Source organism: Salmonella sp. 32020114201800008SM, from assembly GCF_017572025.1.
Lineage (GTDB): Bacteria > Pseudomonadota > Gammaproteobacteria > Enterobacterales > Enterobacteriaceae > Salmonella > Salmonella enterica.
This window is the reverse complement of record NZ_JAGEQM010000006.1, coordinates 319,302-338,666: the sequence shown is the minus strand read 5'-3', so window position 1 is coordinate 338,666 and position 19,365 is coordinate 319,302. Positions and strand designations below refer to the sequence as shown.

18 protein-coding genes are annotated in these 19,365 nt (G+C 55.9%); 3 read left to right on the top strand and 15 right to left on the bottom strand.

What is annotated here, in order from left to right; translation table 11 throughout:
• Positions 1 to 12: 12 nt before the first annotated feature.
• The 8 genes from menE to J4613_RS17560 all read right to left on the bottom strand — a co-directional run bounded on the left by menE (position 13) and on the right by J4613_RS17560 (position 7,939).
• The gene (gene menE, locus J4613_RS17595) at positions 13 to 1,380 is read right to left on the bottom strand and encodes an o-succinylbenzoate--CoA ligase (protein ID WP_109188008.1); all 1,368 of its coding nucleotides are present in this window, start codon (positions 1,378 to 1,380) and stop codon (positions 13 to 15) included.
• A complete protein-coding gene (menC, locus tag J4613_RS17590) occupies positions 1,377 to 2,339 on the bottom strand; it encodes an o-succinylbenzoate synthase (protein ID WP_111742281.1) in 963 nt (320 codons plus the stop codon). Before menC ends, menE begins: the two co-directional genes overlap by 4 nt.
• On the bottom strand, positions 2,339 to 3,196 hold the full coding sequence (gene menB / locus J4613_RS17585) for a 1,4-dihydroxy-2-naphthoyl-CoA synthase (protein ID WP_000640013.1): 858 nt from the start codon (positions 3,194 to 3,196) through the stop codon (positions 2,339 to 2,341). Before menB ends, menC begins: the two co-directional genes overlap by 1 nt.
• 14 nt (positions 3,197 to 3,210) lie before the next feature.
• Positions 3,211 to 3,969, bottom strand: coding sequence for a 2-succinyl-6-hydroxy-2,4-cyclohexadiene-1-carboxylate synthase (gene menH / locus J4613_RS17580; protein WP_024155126.1), 759 nt, complete (start codon positions 3,967 to 3,969; stop codon positions 3,211 to 3,213).
• Positions 3,966 to 5,636, bottom strand: a complete 1,671-nt coding sequence (gene menD, locus J4613_RS17575) for a 2-succinyl-5-enolpyruvyl-6-hydroxy-3-cyclohexene-1-carboxylic-acid synthase (RefSeq protein ID WP_000116392.1) — start codon at positions 5,634 to 5,636, stop codon at positions 3,966 to 3,968. Before menD ends, menH begins: the two co-directional genes overlap by 4 nt.
• Before the next feature lie 85 nt (positions 5,637 to 5,721).
• A complete protein-coding gene (gene menF / locus J4613_RS17570) occupies positions 5,722 to 7,017 on the bottom strand; it encodes an isochorismate synthase MenF (RefSeq protein WP_000555674.1) in 1,296 nt (431 codons plus the stop codon).
• A 100-nt stretch (positions 7,018 to 7,117) separates the two neighbouring features.
• Complete coding sequence (gene elaB, locus J4613_RS17565) at positions 7,118 to 7,423, bottom strand: stress response protein ElaB (RefSeq protein WP_001519663.1); 306 nt, start codon at positions 7,421 to 7,423, stop codon at positions 7,118 to 7,120.
• 54 nt (positions 7,424 to 7,477) lie between these two features.
• On the bottom strand, positions 7,478 to 7,939 hold the full coding sequence (locus tag J4613_RS17560; RefSeq protein WP_000568155.1) for a GNAT family N-acetyltransferase: 462 nt from the start codon (positions 7,937 to 7,939) through the stop codon (positions 7,478 to 7,480).
• 60 nt (positions 7,940 to 7,999) lie between these two features.
• Here J4613_RS17560 and rbn point away from each other — a divergent pair, with 60 nt between their 5' ends.
• Positions 8,000 to 8,917, top strand: a complete 918-nt coding sequence (gene rbn, locus J4613_RS17555) for a ribonuclease BN (RefSeq protein WP_000419093.1) — start codon at positions 8,000 to 8,002, stop codon at positions 8,915 to 8,917.
• 65 nt (positions 8,918 to 8,982) lie between these two features.
• Positions 8,983 to 9,984, top strand: a complete 1,002-nt coding sequence (locus tag J4613_RS17550) for a chemotaxis protein (protein WP_000368560.1) — start codon at positions 8,983 to 8,985, stop codon at positions 9,982 to 9,984.
• Between the two features lie 40 nt (positions 9,985 to 10,024).
• Here J4613_RS17550 and J4613_RS17545 read toward each other — a convergent pair whose 3' ends face one another.
• Positions 10,025 to 11,806: a VWA domain-containing protein gene (locus J4613_RS17545; protein ID WP_111742280.1), complete on the bottom strand. Its 1,782-nt coding sequence runs from the start codon at positions 11,804 to 11,806 to the stop codon at positions 10,025 to 10,027.
• Between the two features lie 459 nt (positions 11,807 to 12,265).
• Between J4613_RS17545 and J4613_RS17540 the strand changes: the two genes are divergently transcribed.
• Positions 12,266 to 12,433, top strand: coding sequence for a DUF1877 family protein (locus tag J4613_RS17540; RefSeq protein ID WP_223149278.1), 168 nt, complete (start codon positions 12,266 to 12,268; stop codon positions 12,431 to 12,433).
• A gap of 377 nt (positions 12,434 to 12,810) precedes the next feature.
• Here the strand turns inward: J4613_RS17540 and nuoN are convergent, their stop codons facing one another.
• The 6 genes from nuoN to nuoI all read right to left on the bottom strand — a co-directional run bounded on the left by nuoN (position 12,811) and on the right by nuoI (position 19,362).
• Positions 12,811 to 14,268 carry an NADH-quinone oxidoreductase subunit NuoN gene (gene nuoN, locus J4613_RS17535; RefSeq protein WP_000156667.1) on the bottom strand — a complete coding sequence of 486 codons (1,458 nt, stop codon included), beginning with the start codon at positions 14,266 to 14,268 and terminating at the stop codon, positions 12,811 to 12,813.
• Positions 14,269 to 14,274: 6 nt separating this feature from the next.
• Positions 14,275 to 15,804 (bottom strand): NADH-quinone oxidoreductase subunit M, encoded by a 1,530-nt coding sequence (gene nuoM / locus J4613_RS17530; RefSeq protein WP_000926431.1) that lies wholly within the window; start codon positions 15,802 to 15,804, stop codon positions 14,275 to 14,277.
• Positions 15,805 to 16,117: 313 nt separating this feature from the next.
• The gene (gene nuoL / locus J4613_RS17525) at positions 16,118 to 17,959 is read right to left on the bottom strand and encodes an NADH-quinone oxidoreductase subunit L (protein WP_001056582.1); all 1,842 of its coding nucleotides are present in this window, start codon (positions 17,957 to 17,959) and stop codon (positions 16,118 to 16,120) included.
• Positions 17,956 to 18,258 (bottom strand): NADH-quinone oxidoreductase subunit NuoK, encoded by a 303-nt coding sequence (gene nuoK, locus J4613_RS17520; RefSeq protein ID WP_111742279.1) that lies wholly within the window; start codon positions 18,256 to 18,258, stop codon positions 17,956 to 17,958. The genes nuoL and nuoK overlap by 4 nt, the downstream gene beginning before the upstream one ends.
• The gene (nuoJ, locus tag J4613_RS17515) at positions 18,255 to 18,809 is read right to left on the bottom strand and encodes an NADH-quinone oxidoreductase subunit J (RefSeq protein WP_000393522.1); all 555 of its coding nucleotides are present in this window, start codon (positions 18,807 to 18,809) and stop codon (positions 18,255 to 18,257) included. Before nuoJ ends, nuoK begins: the two co-directional genes overlap by 4 nt.
• 10 nt (positions 18,810 to 18,819) lie before the next feature.
• Positions 18,820 to 19,362 (bottom strand): NADH-quinone oxidoreductase subunit NuoI, encoded by a 543-nt coding sequence (nuoI, locus tag J4613_RS17510; RefSeq protein ID WP_000172747.1) that lies wholly within the window; start codon positions 19,360 to 19,362, stop codon positions 18,820 to 18,822.
• Positions 19,363 to 19,365 lie beyond the last annotated feature (3 nt).

Below are 19,365 nucleotides of genomic sequence, written 5' to 3'. Positions count from 1 at the left end.
ATTAACCTAACATTAATTTTTACAGTTCTCACACACCCACTGCTGGAGCGCACGGCGAGATATTTTAATCCCTCCGTTTTTCAGTTCTGAAGGCAGCGTCAACCAGCGAACCGGCTGCTGAAAACGCGCCAGCTTATCGCGAACCCATTCAGCGAGGTTCACGTCTCCGGCCTGCGATGCATACTCCACAACCGCAACGGGACGATGGCCAAACTCTTTATCTTCTACCGGCACGACAAAGGCTTGTTGCACCAGCGGATGCGCGTTAATAACGCGTTCGACTTCCTCCGGCTGAATGCCTTCGCCGCCGCTAAAGAACAGGTTGTCCAGCCGCCCGGCGATGGTTAGCCTGCCGTGGTTCAGCTCGCCGCGATCGCGCGTGGCAAACCAGCCCTCGTCATTAACCAGCGGGATCAGTTTGCCATCACGCCAGTAACCTTCCGCCATACTGGCGGCGCGCAGCCAGACTTCATTATCGACGATTCTGATCTCTCTGCCGGGAAGCGGCGCGCCCACATCATCCGAACCATCGGCCTCTTTGGCGCATACCGTAGACGCGAACTCCGTGAGCCCATACCCGCACCAGCAGCGAATCCCTTGTTTGCTGGCCTGGTCGGTGAGTTCAACCGGAATCACCGCGCCGCCGAGCAAAACGGCTTTCAGCGTCACCGCCGCCCGATTCGCCAGCAACCGCCATAGCTGCGTCGGCACCAGCGAAGCATGAGTACACCCTGCCAGCATCTGCTCCAGCGGTTGCTTATCGCGTACCGTCATGCGCGCCCCGGCGAAGAGCCAACGCCACATAATACCCTGCCCGGATACATGAAACAGCGGCAGCGATAGCAGCCAGTCATCCTGAGGGCCAAACGGCATTAGCGAAAGCACCCCCTGCGCGCTGGCAAGATGCGCCTGGCACGTATGTACAGCCGCTTTTGGCAATCCTGTGGAACCCGATGTCAGCGTCATGGAAACCAGACGCTGCGGTTGCCAGTCCACAGCATACGCCGCTGTGCTCTTTTGTATCTGCAACGCGGTTAATCCGGAAAACGCGTTTTCGCCTTCCAGTGTCAGCGCAAAACGCAGCGTTAACTTCGGCACCAGCGCCTCCAGCAACGTCTGGGGCAACTGCGGATTGACGGGCAGAACCCGCGCGCCGCACTGCATCAGCGCAAGCCATGCCAACAGAGTGCGCGGCTGATTCCCGGCGCGCAGCAGGACACCGTCGCCCTCGCGTACGCCCTGCGCGGCAAACCCGCCCGCCAGCGCATCAATACGCTCACAGAGGGCGCGCCAGCTTAGCACTTCATCGTTCAGGCGCAGAGCGGGCGCCTGACTGCGAACCTGACGCCAGTGGCGCCACGGCCAATCCGTGAATGTCATAACAGTCGTTCCAGCTCCTCACGCTTCAGACAAGGCAACGCGCTACCGGGCCAGGGGCGAATCTGTTGCGCCTGCATCAGATGCAAGGTATCCAGTCCAGGCAGCGTTCCCGGCGTCAACCAAGCGGCAATCCGCGCCAGTTGCGTCAGGCCGAGGCTGGACTCGATCGAAGAGCTGATGACCGCCGTCAGTCCCAACGCATGGGCGGCAGCGACTTGCTCACGCACTTTATCAAGCGATCCGGTCAGCGTAGGTTTGATAACCACAGCCCTGACGCCCTCTTCGGCTTCAAAGGTGAAATCCGCTTCGCGCAGACTTTCGTCCCAGGCAATCGCGATGCCGGTTTCACGGGCAAAGGCGCGGGAATCATCCCGCGTCTTACACGGTTCTTCGAGAAAGGCGATACGAGCGCGGTAATCCGGATTAACATACTTTGCGAACTGTTGGGCTTTTAGCGGCGTCCAGGTGCGATTCGCATCCAGACGCAGATGCAGATCCGGGATCGCCTCCAGCAGCAAATTAACCACCATGCCGTCGCGTACCGCTTCATAAAGACCCACTTTGACCTTAGCGATTTTCTCGCCGGGCATATCGGCAAGCCGCAGCACCAAATCGTCAGGATCGCCAGTGCATAACGGCGCAGCGCGATAGTCCGCCGCCTCCGGCAATACGCCTGTCAGTTCCGCCAGCGCGCAGCTTGCGCCAAACGCGACCGAAGGCATCTCCGGTAATCCCTCGCTCCCCTGAAGCCAGTCGTTCACCCACGTCAGGAGCGCCGTCTGCGCCTCTTCCCACGTTTCCTGACTGAAGCCCGGCAGCGGAGAGATCTCTCCCCATCCCTCACGCTCGCCGTCACGCAGACAAACATACAGCCCGTCGCGAGTTTTTAACCGCCTGTCGCGCAGAACCACCCCCGCGTCCATGGGGATCTGCCAGCGGTATACCTGCGCGCTACGCATTATGGGTTCCGTTTGAATTTGCTGAAGTCAGGCTGACGCTTCTGGTTAAAGGCGTTACGGCCTTCCTGCCCTTCTTCGGTCATGTAGAACAGCATGGTAGCGTTGCCCGCCAGCTCCTGCAGCCCGGCCTGACCGTCACAATCGGCATTCAGCGCCGCTTTCAGGCAACGCAGCGCCATCGGACTGTTTTGCAACATTTCGCGGCACCAGCGCACGGTCTCTTTTTCCAGATCCGCCAGCGGAACGACGGTGTTAACCAGCCCCATGTCCAGCGCCTGTTGCGCATCGTACTGGCGGCACAGGAACCAGATTTCACGCGCTTTCTTCTGACCAACGATACGCGCCATATACGAAGCGCCCCAGCCGCCGTCAAAGGAGCCAACTTTCGGACCAGTCTGGCCGAAGATGGCGTTTTCCGCCGCGATGGTCAGGTCACACATCATGTGCAGCACATGGCCACCGCCGATGGAATATCCCGCGACCATCGCGACAACCGGTTTTGGACAGGTGCGAATCTGGCGCTGGAAATCCAGCACGTTCAGGTGATGCACGCCGGAGTCATCCTGATAACCGCCGTAATCGCCGCGCACCTTCTGGTCGCCGCCCGCGCAAAACGCTTTATCGCCTTCGCCGGTCAGAATAATCACGCCCACGTTGTCGTCGTAACGGGCATCCGCCAGCGCCTGAATCATCTCTTTGACGGTCAACGGACGAAATGCATTGCGCACCTGCGGACGATTAATGGTGATTTTTGCAATACCGTCGGTGGATTTTTCATAACGAATGTCGGTGTAACCCTCCGAGCAGTCGTGCCATTCTACCGGTGCGTAAAGCATTGTTTCATCAGGATAGATCATAGTGTGTCCTTTAGTCAGAGACGCAGAATCTGAGCCAGACTGTCTACCACGCCAGCGGGGTTTTCCCGATGCGCGTTGTGTCCGGCGTTACGAATAACATGGCATGTCGCCGCCACTTCCTGCGCCAGGGCGCGGAATTTGCTGTCGCGTTCGCCACATAAATAATAAAACGGAAATGCCAGCGCGTTGAGCGCCTCGCGTAAATCCGGCTGGGCGGCAAGCGATGTCGCCTCCAGCATCGCAGCCAGCGTTTCGCCGTTATTCTGGCTACGCAGCGCCGTCAGCGCCTGCCTTTGCTGCGCCGTCAGCGAGGCGAACACCGGCTGCTGATACCAGTCGTGAAAAACCTCAGTCAGGGGTTCACGACGAAAACGCTCTGCCCAGCGCCCGTCGGACAATCGTCTTTCAGCGCGCGCCTGTTCATTTTGCAGCCCCGGATGACCGCCTTCAACCACCAGGCCGCACAGGCCGGGTATTCCCTGGCAGGCTGCCATCATCGCCACCCGGCCGCCAAGGGAGTATCCCACCAACCAAAACTTTAGTATGTTGTAACTAATTAACGTAGCGCGCAGTAATCTGATGACATCGGCAAATCCGCCGACCGGAATAGCCGTAGATCCGCCATGTCCCGGTAAGTCAATATAGAGCCGCGAACAGCCGTGAAACTGTTCGCCAACCGGCTGCCATTCGCGGCAATCGCCAGAAAAACCGTGCAGGAAAACCAGCGAGGGCGCCCCAGGCTGTCCGGGCATGTGCTGCGCGTGCAACATCATAGATGGCTTACCTGGGCCAAAAGTTGCTGCAACGTCTGCGCGCCGTCCGTATCGTTTACCACCAGCTCAATCACCGTTGTCGCCGGGGTTCGCCACGCGCCAGCCAGCGCAGACTCCAGCTCTTCCCAGTTTTCCGGGCGATGATAGCGCAGGTTAAACATGGCGGCCGCATGGTCAAAATGGACGTTTTGCGGCATCAAATAAAAGCGCTCGCGTTTGCTTTGCGGCGTCGGCAGCAGGGAAAAGATCTGCCCGCCGTTATTGTTGACCACAATCAACACAAACGGCGCAGATACCTGACGTAGTAACGCCAGCGCGTTAAGATCGTACAGCGCGGATAAATCGCCGACGATAGCCAGCGTCGATTTGGCGCTGGCGCGCTGCACGCCTGCCGCCGTGGAAAGCAGGCCGTCAATGCCGCTCGCCCCGCGATTGCTGTATACCGGATAGCCAGCCGGCAACTGTGACAGCGCGTCGATCAGACGCACCACCAGACTATTGCCCACGAACAATTGCCCCTGCTCCGGCAGATAGTCGCGGATACGGTGCGCCAGCTGCGCTTCGCCAAAGGTGTCTCGCTGCGCGACCACCCGTTGCCACGCCAGTTCCGCCAGACGCGGGATCTCTACACACCACGGTTTACGTTTTTCCGCCGGATGCAGTTCCAGCCAGTCGGCGATTTTCGCTACCAGTCTGCGTCCACGATGGTGCGCAGGGTCCAGACGACCTTCAATATTGTCGATTACCCAGTACTCTTCCGGCTCGCAGGTTGCCTGCCATTGCAGTAAGCGTTTTCCGGTAAGGCTACTGCCAAGCTGGACGACAATTTGCGCCTGCTGCAGTTCGGTCACCGCTTTGGCGTTGCCGAGCCACAGGTCGGCGCACGGCAGCGGCTGCCCGGTTTGCGACAATACGTCGCCAATTAATGGCCATCCCAGAGTTTGCGCCCACTGCGCCACTTTTTTGCCTTCTTCCGCGCTCATACGCCCAGCGACGACAACGCCGCGTTTTTGTCGCCAGAAGAACCAGTCGCGCTGTTTGTCGCTTTCCAGTCGACGCGCTTCGCGCAGCCAGGGTTTTTCATCCTGCCACCAGTCGCCGAGACGCTGCTGCCAGACCAGACCGGTGTCATTCATATCGCCATACAGCGGTTCGGCAAAAGGACAGTTAATGTGCAGCGCGCCCGCATGAAGCATGGCGAGCGCATTGTCGATGGTCGACACCAGCCAGCGCGCCGGAATGTCCTGCGTGGGACGCGGCAACGACAAAGTTTGGGAGGGGTGCGAGGCAAACATCCCCGCCTGACGGATCGCCTGGTTGGCGCCGCAGTCAATCAGCTCTGGCGGGCGATCGGCGGTAAGTAAAATGAGCTTCTCGCCCGTCAGCCCCGCCTCAATCAACGCCGGATAGAGGTTCGCCACGGCGGTACCTGAAGTGACAATAACGGCAACCGGCTGTTGGCTGACTTTCGCCAGCCCTAACGCCAGATGACCAAGCCCACGCTCATCAAAGTGCGTATGGTGAATAAAAGCAGGATTCTCTGCCGCCGCCAACGTGAGCGGCGTGGAACGGGAACCAGGGGCGATACAAACATGCCTGACGCCATGACGGGTTAAGGCTTCCAGGATGACCGCCGCCCAGCGCCGGTTAAATGCACTTACTGACATGAGTTTGTCCGGTATCAATCATTGGGACTAAGTATAAAGAGCTGCAAAAATGGATTATTGATATGGGTCGGGAATATGTGACTCATTACGCATCCATCTGCAATAAGGTACGTAACCCGGCCGCTTTATTATCTATTTCCTGCCATTCCTGTTCCGGATCGGAGCCGCGGACGATTCCCGCGCCGGCATACAATCGCACCACATTGGCCGTCACTTTGGCTGAACGTAACGTCACGCAAAACTCACTTTGCCGCGTGGAGAGATAGCCTGCCGACCCGGCATACCATTCACGTTCGAACGGCTCATGTTGTTCTATAAAACAACGCGCGGGTTCACGAGGGATCCCGGCGACCGCTGCGGTAGGCTGTAACTGGTGCAGGCAGAGCGTGTCGTCCGCCTGATTAAGCGCCGTCCAGATACAGCGGCGCAAATGCTGTACCTTGCGCAGTCTGAGCACCTGCGGCGGCAGCACATCCAGCGAGTGGGTGCAGTTTTGCAGTCGCTGGCAGATGTCTTCGACAACCAGCATATTTTCTCGCTGGTTTTTATCGTCTTTCATTAACCATTCGCCAAGCTGCCAGGCTTTATGGTTATCCGGATGGTTCGCCACCGTCCCGGCCAGCGCTTCGGTACGCAGCGCCGTTTCACGCCGCCGCCAGAGCCGCTCCGGCGATGATCCCAGAAAGGCGGTATCGGCGGAAAAAGCCATAAAAAAGTGGTAGCAGTTGAGATTTAAACGACGACTGGACGCCATCATCGCGGCGGCATTGACCGGACGGGAGAATTGTAAGTCGGTGGCCCGCGCCAGCACAACTTTATCAAACGCCTCTTGCGCAATGGTGTGGGTGGCCTGCTGAATCAGCTTCACCCAACCGTCTTTGTCCGGCCAGTGTTGTTCGCTCGTGAGCGAAAGGCGTAGCGCCGGAACAGGCTTAATGCCGACCAGAGAAGCGAGAAACGCTTTCGCCTGGCGCGCATCATCGCGTAGCGAAACGTCACTGTGCAGATGTAAGCGTAAGGTCGCCGTACCCCCGCTACGTCGCCACTCCAGCCGCGGCAGCAATAAGTAGCCCTCTTTCGGCTCGAACGCATTCAGCCCCCAAATACGCAGGTCAGGCTGCGCGTGCTGACGTAAAAACCGTTGCGCCAGATCGAGCGATGAAAAAACGGTGATTGCCCCGAGAACGGCAGCTTCTTCGTCGCCATTGCGCTGTTGCCAGTAGAATTGCGGAAAGGATGACTGGCTGGCCAGCCAGCTCAATGCATCGAAGGCATCGTTTAAAGGGAAAGGCGCATCGAAAACGCAAAGCCCTGGCGTCGCCGGTATCTCTTGCGATAGCTGACGCGTCAGATTTTCCAGCGCAGTAGTAATAGAATGCACGCGGCCCCTCCCTGTTAAAAACCCCACATTATACGGGGTACTGCCCTAAAAAAGCAGTACCTCATTTAGGGAGGGTTGCAATTCTGTTCAGTAGGGGGATTTAGCGCCGCGCCAGCAGCAGTCCAAGTACCAGTCCTACCGCCGCGCCTACGCCAATACCCTGCCAGGGTTTTTCATGAACGTAGTCATCCGCTTTATAAACGGCCTGCTTTGCCCGGTAATAATAGCTATCCGACGCATGGCTTACGCGGTTTTTCACCTCTTCCAGCGCTTGTTCCGCGCGGGCTTTCAGCTCAATGTATTTTTGATCGGCGGGATCGCCTGAGGAACGTAAAATCTCTTCCAGCGTTTCGCTGAGCAAAGTCAGATCATCATCAACACGTGATTCACCAAATTGATATGACATTCTCATTCTCCGTTGTGTTAACACCTGCTCCTAACTATAGTCAACGGTTTCGGTTTATGCCTGATGAACCTCCCGCGCCATTCCCCGGTGCGGAATGCCGTCTTCGTCATAAACATCGGTAACCGGAATAAAACCAAACCGCGCATAAAAAGGTTGTAGATGCGCCTGCGCCCCCAGATATAGCGGCTTATCCGGCCAGTGCCGCCCACAAGATTCCAGCGTTTTCGCCATTAATTGCTGGCCCAGTTTCGCCCCTCGCCAGGCATCGCTGACGATCACCCGGCCAATGACAACCGGGTCTGATTCGTTATCGCTTTTCAGAATCCTCGCATACGCCACCAGCTCATCCTGATGCCAGCCCAGAATATGCCGATTGTCGCCGACTAAATCATCGCCATCCACATCCAGGTAAGGACAGCGCTGTTCTACCACAAAGACCGCGCAGCGCAATTTGAGTAACGCGTAAAGTTGAGGAACGGTAAGTTCGCTATGGTGGAGATCCTGCCAGTCAATCATGATGCGCTCCTGTGTTGTGGTAATCTTGGGTTAAACGATAACCAAACGTGTATGGACAAGATGGAATTAATTTTTTTAGGTACGTCCGCAGGCGTTCCCACGCGCTCACGCAATGTAACGGCAATTTTATTACATCTGCAACATCCAACGCAGCCGGGAGTATGGCTTTTTGATTGCGGCGAAGGGACACAGCATCAAATGCTTAATACCGCGTTTCATCCCGGTAAGCTTGAGCGCATTTTTATCAGCCATCTTCACGGCGATCATCTGTTTGGCCTGCCGGGTCTGCTATGCAGCCGGTCGATGGCGGGGAACCCCCATCCGCTAACCGTATACGGGCCTCAAGGCGTGCGTGAGTTTATTGCAACCACACTGCGTCTTAGCGGTTCATGGACCGATTTTCCGTTGCAAATTGAAGAAATTAGCGCAGGCGATATTCTTGACGACGGTCTGCGTAAAGTGACCGCGTTCAGGCTGGAGCATCCACTGGAGTGCTACGGATATCGCGTTGTTGAACATGACAAGCCTGGCGCGCTGAATGCCAGGGCGTTAAAAGCCGCAGGCGTTACGCCCGGCCCGCTGTTTCAGGCGTTGAAGGCAGGAAAAACCGTCACGCTTGCCGATGGAAGGCAGATCAATGGCGCCGACTACCTTGCTCCCGCCGTGGCCGGGAAATCAGTGGCGATTTTCGGCGATACCGCGCCCTGCGAGGCCGCCCTCGCGCTGGCGCAAGGTGTGGATGTGATGGTCCATGAAACCACGCTGGATGCGTCAATGGAGGAGAAAGCCAACGCTCGCGGACACAGCTCCACCCGTCAAACCGCGACGCTGGCGCGGGAAGCTGCCGTTGGTCGGCTGATCATGACCCATATTAGCTCACGCTATGACGATAAAGGCTGTCAGCGCTTACTGGCGGAATGCCGCGCTATTTTCCCGGCGACGGAACTGGCTTACGATTTTTCTGTTTTCCCGGTTTAGCGCTCCATTTTTTGTCCTCATTGCCGATAACACTAAAAAAGGCAGGCTTTCATAATGAGGTTAGGATGGACAATTTTCAGAAAGATATTGATGACAGGGCCAATTTAACCCTGTCCAACCGTTTTGAGCTGCTGTTATTCCGTCTTGGTACATCGCTGCATGAACAGAAGTCAGAGCTGTTCGGCATCAATGTATTTAAGCTGCGCGAAATCGTACCAATGCCCGCCTTTACGCGCCCGGCAGGCATGAAAGCGCCGCTATTGGGCATGGTCAATATTCGGGATCAGGTCATTCCAGTGATTGATTTGCCAGCGGTAGCGGGCTGCAAGCCGGAAACCGGGCTGAATATTTTGCTGATCACCGAATATGCGCGCAGCGTACAGGCATTTGCCGTCGAGTCGGTGGAAAATATTATGCGTCTTGACTGGCAACAGGTGCATACCGCCGAGAAAGCCGTCAACGGTCGCTACATCACCAGTATTGCCTGCCTGGATGACAACAAAGAAACCAACAACCTGGCGCTGGTGCTCGACGTTGAGCAGATCCTTTATGATATTGTCCCCTCCAGCCACGATCTGCGCGCCACCAATCTGAAGACCAATAAATTTTATATTACCCCTGGCGCGGTAGCCATTGTGGCGGAAGACTCCAAAGTCGCCCGCGCGATGCTGGAAAAAGGGCTGAACGCGATGGGAATTCCGCATCAGATGCATGTGACCGGCAAGGATGCATGGGAGAGAATCCAGCAACTGGCGCAGGAAGCGGAGGCCGAAGGTAAGCCAATTAGCGAGAAAATCGCGCTGGTCCTGACAGATCTTGAGATGCCGGAGATGGATGGCTTTACGTTAACGCGTAAAATTAAAACCGATGAACGGCTGAAAAAGATCCCGGTCGTTATTCACTCTTCCCTTTCCGGCAGCGCCAACGAAGATCATATACGTAAAGTGCAGGCCGACGGCTACGTGGCCAAGTTTGAGATTAACGAACTCTCTTCGGTCATTCAGGAAGTGCTGGAGCGCGCAGCAACAAACAGCCAGGGACCACTGATCAGCCGCAAAAGCGCCTGACGTAACAGGGGATGCCTACAGTACAGGCATCCCCTGACGCTTAGTGAGACAAGCCTTCCGCCAGTTTTACCAGTTTAATAAACTCCGCGCGATAGCCTTGTCTATCTTCCCCGCGCGCCTGTTCACCCCATTTAATAATTTGCGGCCAGGTCGTATCTGCCAGCGTTTCTGAGCCACGCAGTTTTTGCCCGAAAGCCGCTACCGCCGCGCGGAAACGAAAATCTTCAGAGGCGTCAGCAAAGATCGGCATTTTTCCCATAACGACCGGGAACTCGGCTAATGTACTTTCGCTGCCCTGCGGCGCTTTCCAGCGCAATTTGATCCACGCCAGCTCGCTTGATTTTGTTGGCTTTGAGGCGGCTTTGTCCTGAGCGTAGCGCAGTTTATCCACCGAGGCTTTCTGCCCGTTAAGCGTCAGTTCAAAGAATAGCGTGACGTGTTTACCCGCGCCGATATCACCGGCATCAACCTTATCGTTATTGAAATCCTCGTCGCGCAGTTGGCGTTTTTCATAACCAATCTGCCGGTACTCAGTCACCCACTGCGGATTAAATTCGATTTGCGATTTTACATCTTTGGCAACGGTGACCAGCGTTTGATGCATCTCATCCTTGAGGACTTTTTGCGCCTCAGAGAGGGAGTCGATGTAGCTGTAATTGCCGTTACCCACATCAGCAATTCTCACCATCATGGCTTCGTTGAAATTGTCATCGCCGACGCCCAGCGTAGATAAGGTAATACCTTTCTCGCGCTCTTTTTTTACCAGCGCTTCGATGTCTTTGGGATCGGTAATACCGAGGTTAAAATCACCGTCGGTGGTCAACAAAATGCGGTTAACGCCGCCTTTGATAAACCCTTTTTCGGCCTGCTCGTAGGCTAGTCGTAATCCCGCTTCACCACCGGTACTCCCGTAAGCATCCAGATTATCAATTGCCGCTTTAATCGCGGTTGTGTTATTTCCCGCTGTAGACGCAAGCGCGACGTGAGTGCCGCCCGCGTAGGTCACAATCGTGATGTTATCCTGCGCACGCAGATCGTTCACCAACAGTTTTAGCGCCGACCGGATCAACGGCAGGCGTTCCGCTGGCTGCATAGAGCCGGAAGTATCAATGAGAAAAACCAGGTTGGCAGGTGGCAGATCTCTGGTCTGCATGTCCCGGGCCTGAACATCAACTTTTAATAGCGTACGCTGCGCGTTCCACGGCGAGGGAGCCAGTTCGTATTTAACCGCAAATGGCATCGGTATACAGGCCGCAATGGGTTTAGTGTTATCCTGCTTATCCGCAACGGGCTGAGGCGCGGGAAAATAATTGAGCATCTCTTCTACCCGCACGGCTTCCGGCGGCGGCAGTTGTCCCTGATTCAGAAAGCGCCGCACGTTAGCGTAGCTGCCAGTGTCTACATCCAGACTAAACGTGGCGAGCGGCGCCTGACTTACCTGTTTAATCGGATTTTCATCGTAGTGTTCGTAACGCGCGGTCCCCATTACATTACCGCCTTGTGCAGCGAACGCTTTTGGTGCCGCGGCACGTGTCTGCATTACATATTGCGGTGCTTCGGCTGTTGCCAGAGATGCCGCTTTGGCATCTGCCAGGGCTTTGGCTTCAGCATATTCGACTGCTTTTTTCGCAGCCTGTTGGGCGGCCTCGGCTTGTCTTTTCTGGACAGTGTCATCCCCGGCCTGAGCGCTATTTTCTTTCTGGATAGTCCGCTTCTGTTTTAACTCAGCCGGATTATTTCCCTGCGGGTCGGAGGGCTCCGGCCCACAGCCCGAGAGAATAACCCCACCCAACAACAGCATTAATGTTTTTCCGTTAAGCATACAAATTCCTTTTCAATTATATTCGGGTAATTCTCTGCAGATGTCCTGCATTATATTCCGCTTTACTTTTATTATCAGCATGACGAAAGTAGAAAATAATTTTACCTGCGTTAATAGCCACCAATAATAAAAAAGATAATTATATTTTTGAGGTAAATAATATTTACGTTTAAGATGAACGGCTTAATCAGTTGCTGGCGTTCGACCCACAGATTCTGCGTGAAGAACACTATTTACAGGTGACCGATTTACCAAAAGTGAATATATAAGATGGGGGACTATCTGCACTGTGCCCTCGCCGATACTTCCTTTTACAACCCACCAAACAGCAATCCATTAAGCCGTGCCGACACTCACGTTATTGATGGAAAGATATTATATGCCGCCGTCACATGAAATAATGAAGTGAGCGCGATCGGACGCCTTGAAAAACGCTGACAGAAATACGCTTCAGATCAAATTTTTCCCATTGAAGTCGATGAGATAGACATTTATCCGGGAAACGGGTCACGAAAACAGTTGGGAGAGTTGTTCCACTGCCTGATGCAAGAAATGGACAAACTGCTGAGTTTTTATCAGCGATGCCTGAGAAATGACAGTCACGTTATAATTTTTATAGCGGAGTAATGGGCCATATGTTTAACACTTCGACAATTATTGTGAATTACCCATATGAAACCGCTGGCGCTTACGGAACCGCCCAACATCCGGCTCTTCGTTCGTCGGGACGTGTTGGGTATGAATTTGGGTTAGCTTCGCTCCACCCAACCTACGCCACTAATACAACGTTGATGCCGGATGGCGACTACGCCTTATCCGGCATCTGGTTCTGTGTTCGTTGAAAAAGTGTTGGGTTTCGGCTACGCCTCACCCAACGAGTCTATGGTCTCTATGCGTCACAGGTTTTCATAAGTTGGATGCAATCCAACATTTAGAGGCTCAGGTATTGCTCATCAGCCTCAACCGCCGATAAATCGGCGGTTATTGACATCATCAACGCGGCATTACATCAGCGGCATCGCCAGTTGCACAAGGCTAATCAGCGGCTGCGGCCAGACGCCCAGTACCAACACCAGCAACGCGGAGATCAGCACCACGATACCGCCTGCGCTGTACTGCCAGTTTGTCGGCGCGTCGCGTCCCGGTTGCTGCGGCGCGTGCAGGTAGAGACTCACCGCAACACGCAGGTAGTAGTACAAACCAATCGCGGAACCCACTACCACGGCGGCGACCAGCCACCACAGGCTGGCCTGAACGCCGACCGCCAGCACGTAGAATTTGCCGATAAAGCCCAGCGTCATCGGGATACCTGCCAGCGACAGCATCATCACCGTCATCACCGCGGCAAGAACCGGGCGGTGCCAGAATAGACCACGGTAAGAGTACAGAGAATCCGCATCCGGGCCGCGGAACGGGCTGGACATCAGGCTGACCACGCCAAACGCGCCGAGGCTGCTGAACAGATAACCGGCCAGATAAACGCCTACCGCTTCCATCGACATCTCGCCGCTCTGCAGGGCAATCAGCGCCACCAGCAGATAGCCGAGGTGAGAGATAGAAGAGTAACCGAGCAGACGTTTGATGTTGGTCTGGCTCAGCGCCATCAGGTTACCGAAGATGATAGAGGCAAAGGCGATAATGCCCAGCACCACGCGTACCGCTTCGCTGTCGCCTACCGGCGCATACAGGAACAGACGCATCACCACGCCGAAGATAGCGATTTTGCTCGCCGTCGCCAGGAAGGTAGAAACCGGCGCAGGCGCGCCCTGGTAAACGTCTGGCGTCCACAGGTGGAACGGCACCAGAGAGAGTTTAAAGCCCAGACCGACAATCATCAGGCCAAAGCCCGCCAGCAGCAACGGCTCGTGCAGCATACCATCGCCGAGGCTCTTACCGAGCGCTTCGAAAGACAGGTTGCCGGACTGCGCATAGACCAGCGCCATCCCGAACAGCAGGAAAGACGAGGCGGCGGCGGAGAGGATGGTGTATTTGATACTGGCTTCCAGCGAGCGTTTCTGGCGGAAAGCATAACCAATCAGGCCGAACAGCGGCAGTGAGATCAGTTCAATACCGAGGAACAGCGCCGCCAGATGGTTGGCGTTCGCCAGCAGAATTCCCCCCAGGCTGGCGATTAACACCAGCAGGTAGAACTCTTCCTGGTTATCGTTATAGCCTTCCAGCCACGGGTAGGCAAAGGTACAGGTGGCGAGGCTCGCCAGCAGCACCAGCCCGGTGTAGAGCATCGCAAAGCCGTCAACGCGCATCAGCGGCGTGACGTCCATTGCCCCGGCCTGGCCGACAAACCAAAGCGAAACCAGAGCAGCGTTAAGCCCAATGACCGACAGCGTGGCATTGAGGAAGTGATTGCGTCGCCACGCAATGGAGAGCATCACAACCACCACCGTCAAGCCGACGATCAGCAGCGGTAGCAGCGCAATCAGGTGTTGTGGAGTTATTGTCATGGCGATTTACGGCCTTGTAGTAGTAACGGAATTAACAAACCACTGCTGGATGTTGCTCATCGCAGAATGCGAGGTATCCAGAATCGGCTGCGGATAGAAGCCAAGCAGTACCAGAAGCACCACCAGCAACAGAATGATAAACAGCTCGCGCAGCGACATCCCTGGCAGTTCTACACTGGCAATCTGGCTCTTCGCCTTACCAAAGTAAGCGCGATGCAGCATCGCCAGCGAGTATACAGAGGCGAATACCAGCCCAAAGGTGGAGATCACGGTAATCACCGGCACCACCTGGTAGCTGCCGAACAGAATCATAAATTCGCCGACAAAGTTACCGGTGCCCGGCATCCCGAGCGTCGCCACCGCAAAGAACATGGACAGCGCAGGCAACCATTTCATCTTGCCCCACAGGCCGCCCATCATACGCATGTCACGCGTATGCAGACGTTCGTACAACTGGCCACACAGAATGAACAGACCCGCCGCGGACAAACCGTGCGCAATCATCTGAATCACCGCGCCCTGGTACGCCAGCTGACTGCCGGTGTAGATAGCGATCAGCACGAAGCCCATGTGGGAAACGGAGGTATAGGCAATCAGGCGCTTGATGTCGTATTGGGTAAAGGCCATCCACGCGCCGTAGAAAATGCCGATAACGCCAAGCCACATAGCGATAGGCGCAAACTCCGCCGACGCGTTCGGGAACAATGGCAGGGAGAAACGCAGCAGACCGTAAGCGGCGGTTTTCAGCAAGATCCCCGCCAGGTCGACGGAACCGGCGGTCGGCGCCTGGGAGTGCGCATCCGGCAGCCAGCCATGCAGCGGAACCACCGGCATTTTCACCGCGAAGGCGATGAAGAAGCCCAGCATCAGCAGATATTCCACACCGTGGGACATCGGCGTATTCAGCAGCTCTTCATAATTGAAGGTCCACACGCCGGTCGCGTTGTAGTGCACAAAGACCAGCGCCAGGATGGCAATCAACATCACCAGACCACTCGCCTGGGTGTAGATGAAGAACTTGGTCGCCGCCGTGATACGCGTTTTCCCGTCAGAAGCTTTGTGGCCCCACAGCGCGATCAGGAAGTACATCGGCACCAGCATCATTTCCCAGAAGAAGAAAAACAGGAACATGTCGATGGCCAGGAACACGCCGATAACGCCGCCTAAGATCCACATCAGGTTCAGGTGGAAGAAGCCCTGATATTTTTCGATTTCTCGCCAGGAGCAAAGCACCGCCAGAACGCCGAGCAGGCCGGTCAGCACCACCATTAGCAGCGACAGTCCGTCGAGCGCCAGATGGATAGAGATGCCAAAACGCGGGATCCACGGCAGGACAAATTCAGATTGCCACTGCGGAATACCGGCGGATTGCGTCAGTGAATAGCCGCCCTGCAACCACAATTGCAGACCGAGCGCCAGCGTCAGCCCCATGGTAATCAGCGCTATCCAGCGCGGCACCTTCACGCCAAAGCGTTCGGTCTGCCAGCACAGAAAGCCGCCGATAAAGGGGATTAATATCAACCAGGGTAATAACATAGCTAAGTATGTCCCTTATATTTACTCCTGCTCAGGCTATCTCACTCGTCAGCCCAAATCCTGCCAGTGCTCACACAAAACGCAGCGCGTTTTGAACGTCCGTAAGGACGGCCCCGTAGGGGTGAGCTTCGCGAATCATCCTCACGTACTTCAGTACGCTCCGGTTGCTGTGCGCTGGCGGTATCCGGTCTGACTTCGCCGATGACACCTGTACTTCAGGAACAGATTTTCAACGAATTCTAAAAATTATTTTTGGGTTTGTAGGCCGGATAAGCACTGCGCCATCCGGCAGTCGTTCATCCAGCCAACAAACTCAACGCAGTACCATCAACAGCGCCAGCACCACAACCGCGCCGATGCTCATGGATGCCACATACCAGCGCAAATAACCGTTCTCGCTCAGTACCAGGCCTTTGCCTGCAAAACGGGAAAGGATAGCCGGAATGTTCATCAACGCATTAAGCGGGTCGCGCTTCAGCAGCCAGGCGATACCGAGGAATGGCTTGACGAATACTTTGTCGTACAGCCAGTCAAAGCCCCAGGCGTTATACCACCAGGTGCCCAGCAGACGGCCCGGCGCGCTGTTGGCGATCGACGTCACCAGCGTACGTTTACCCAGCCACAGCCATGCGGCAATCAGGATGCCGGCAATCGCCACTACGCCAGAGGTAATTTCCAGCGTCATGACGCGACCATGCGCCAGTTCAGTTGTCTGCGGCAGCACCCCCTGCAGCGGCGGCACAATCAGCGCGCCAACAAAGGTAGACAGAATCATCAGGACAATCAGCGGCAGATGGTGGGTAATCCCCTTCCCTGCATGAGCATGAATTTGTTCTTTACCGTGGAATACGATGAAAATCATCCGGAAGGTGTACAGGGAGGTCATGAACGCGCCGACCAGACCCGCCACCATCAGATTGATATGGCCGTTCGCCATCGCGCCAGCCAGGATCTCATCCTTACTGAAGAAGCCCGCAGTGACCAGCGGCAGCGCCGACAGCGCCGCGCCGCCCACCAGGAAGCAGGCATACACCAGCGGAATGGACTTACGCAGACCGCCCATCTTAAAGATGTTCTGTTCGTGATGGCAGGCCAGAATGACGGAACCGGACGCCAGGAACAGCAGCGCTTTGAAGAACGCATGGGTCATCAGATGGAAAATCGCCGCATCCCACGCCTGTACGCCAAGCGCCAGGAACATGTAGCCAATCTGGCTCATGGTGGAATAGGCCAGCACGCGTTTGATGTCGGTCTGCACCAGCGCGGCGAAACCCGCCATGACCAGCGTAATCGCCCCGATAATACCCACCAGATGCAGAATTTCCGGGGTCATCAGGAACAGGCCATGCGTGCGTGCAATCAGGTAGACACCGGCGGTCACCATGGTAGCGGCGTGGATCAGCGCGGAGACCGGCGTCGGACCGGCCATCGCGTCGGCAAGCCAGGTCTGCAACGGTAGCTGCGCAGATTTACCGACCGCGCCGCCCAGCAGCATCAGCGTCGCCCACATCAGCATATTGTTGCCGTCAGCAAAATGCGCTGGCGCCAGCTCGACCATTTCGCGGAAGTTCAGCGTGCCCAGTTCGTTGTAGAGGATGAACAGCGCGAAGGCGAGGAACACGTCACCGACACGGGTCACCACGAAGGCTTTCATTGCCGCCGCGCCATTCTTCGGATCGCTGTAATAGAAGCCGATCAACAGATAAGAGCACAGGCCCACGCCTTCCCAGCCGAGGTACATCAACAGCAGGTTATCGGACAGCACCAGAACAACCATGCTGGCGATAAACAGGTTGGTATAAGCGAAGAAGCGGGAGTAACCCTCTTCCCCACGCATGTACCAGGAAGCGAACATGTGGATCAGGAAGCCGACGCCGGTGACCACAGAGAGCATGGTCAGCGACAGGCCGTCCAGCACCAGGTTAAAACCGATGTTGAAGTTACCGACCGACATCCACGTCCACAGCGGCTGGCTGAACGCCTGTTTGCCGTTGGCGAAGAAATCCATCCCGACAAACGCTGTCACCAACGCCGCCAGACCAACGGAGCCCACGCCAATGGTCGCGGAGAGATTTTCCGACCAGCGTCCGCGAGAGAACGCCAGCAGTACAAAGCCAATCAATGGCAGAATAATGGTTAAGGCAAGCATGTTCATCCACGCATCTCACTTACTGAATCGATGTTCAGGTTCTGGCGACGGCGATGGAATTGCAGCAACAGCGCAAGTCCAATACTCGCTTCCGCAGCCGCAAGGCTGATGGCGAGAATGTACATCACCTGACCATCGGTCTGGCCCCAGTAGCTCCCGGCGACCACAAAGGCCAGCGCGGAGGCGTTAATCATGATTTCCAGCCCGATCAGCATAAACAGCAGATTGCGGCGGATAACCAGACCGGTTAAACCCAGGACGAATAAAATCGCAGCGAGGATCAGTCCATGTGTTAAGGGGATCATGCGCGCTCCTCCGTTTTTCTTTTCGCGCGGTCATCGGCGCGGTTGCTTAGCACTTCGCCCGCACGCTCTTCACGACCGACGTGGAACGCCACCACCAGGCCTGCCAGCAGCAGCATAGACGCCAGTTCGACCGCCAGAACATAAGGCCCGAACAGCGTGATGCCCACCGCTTTCGCGCTAATCGGCGTGCCGTCGATGCCCTGGTCGTTAACGCCCAGAATGGCGTACACAATAACCGCCAGCATAATGGCCGACAAAACCGCCGGACCAATCCACACCTGCGGTTTCAGCCACTGGCGTTCCTGTTCGATTTCGCTGCCGCCGAGGTTGAGCATCATCACCACGAACACAAACAGCACCATGATGGCGCCTGCGTAGACGATAATTTCCAGCGCACCGGCAAAATAAGCGCCCAGCGAAAAGAACACCCCGGAAATCGCCAGTAGCGATATCACCAGATACAACAGCGCGTGTACCGGATTGGTATGGGTGATCACTCGCAGGGTCGCGAGGATGGCTATCAGGCCACAGATATAAAAAGCGAATTCCATTGCCCTCTCCTTACGGTAACAGGCTCTTGACGTCGATAGGCTTGGCTTCGTTCTCTGCTTCGCCTTTATCTTTGCCGTCGATTGCCATACCCGCCATCCGGTAGAAGTTATATTCCGGGTATTTGCCCGGACCGGAAATCAGCAGATCCTCTTTTTCGTACACCAGATCCTGACGTTTGTATTCGCCCAGTTCGAAGTCAGGGGTCAACTGAATCGCCGTGGTCGGGCACGCTTCTTCGCACAGGCCGCAGAAGATGCAGCGTGAGAAGTTAATGCGGAAAAATTCCGGATACCAGCGGCCATCTTTGGTCTCCGCTTTTTGCAGAGAGATACAGCCTACCGGACAGGCTACCGCACACAAGTTACAGGCAACGCAGCGCTCTTCACCGTCCGGGTCGCGCGTGAGCACGATACGGCCACGGTAACGGGGCGGTAAATAGACCGGCTCTTCCGGATACATCCGCGTTTCGCGTTTGGCGAACGCATGCAGGCCGATCATCCAGATACTGCGTACCTGAGTGCCGAAACCCACTAATAATTCTTTTAAGGTCATGGT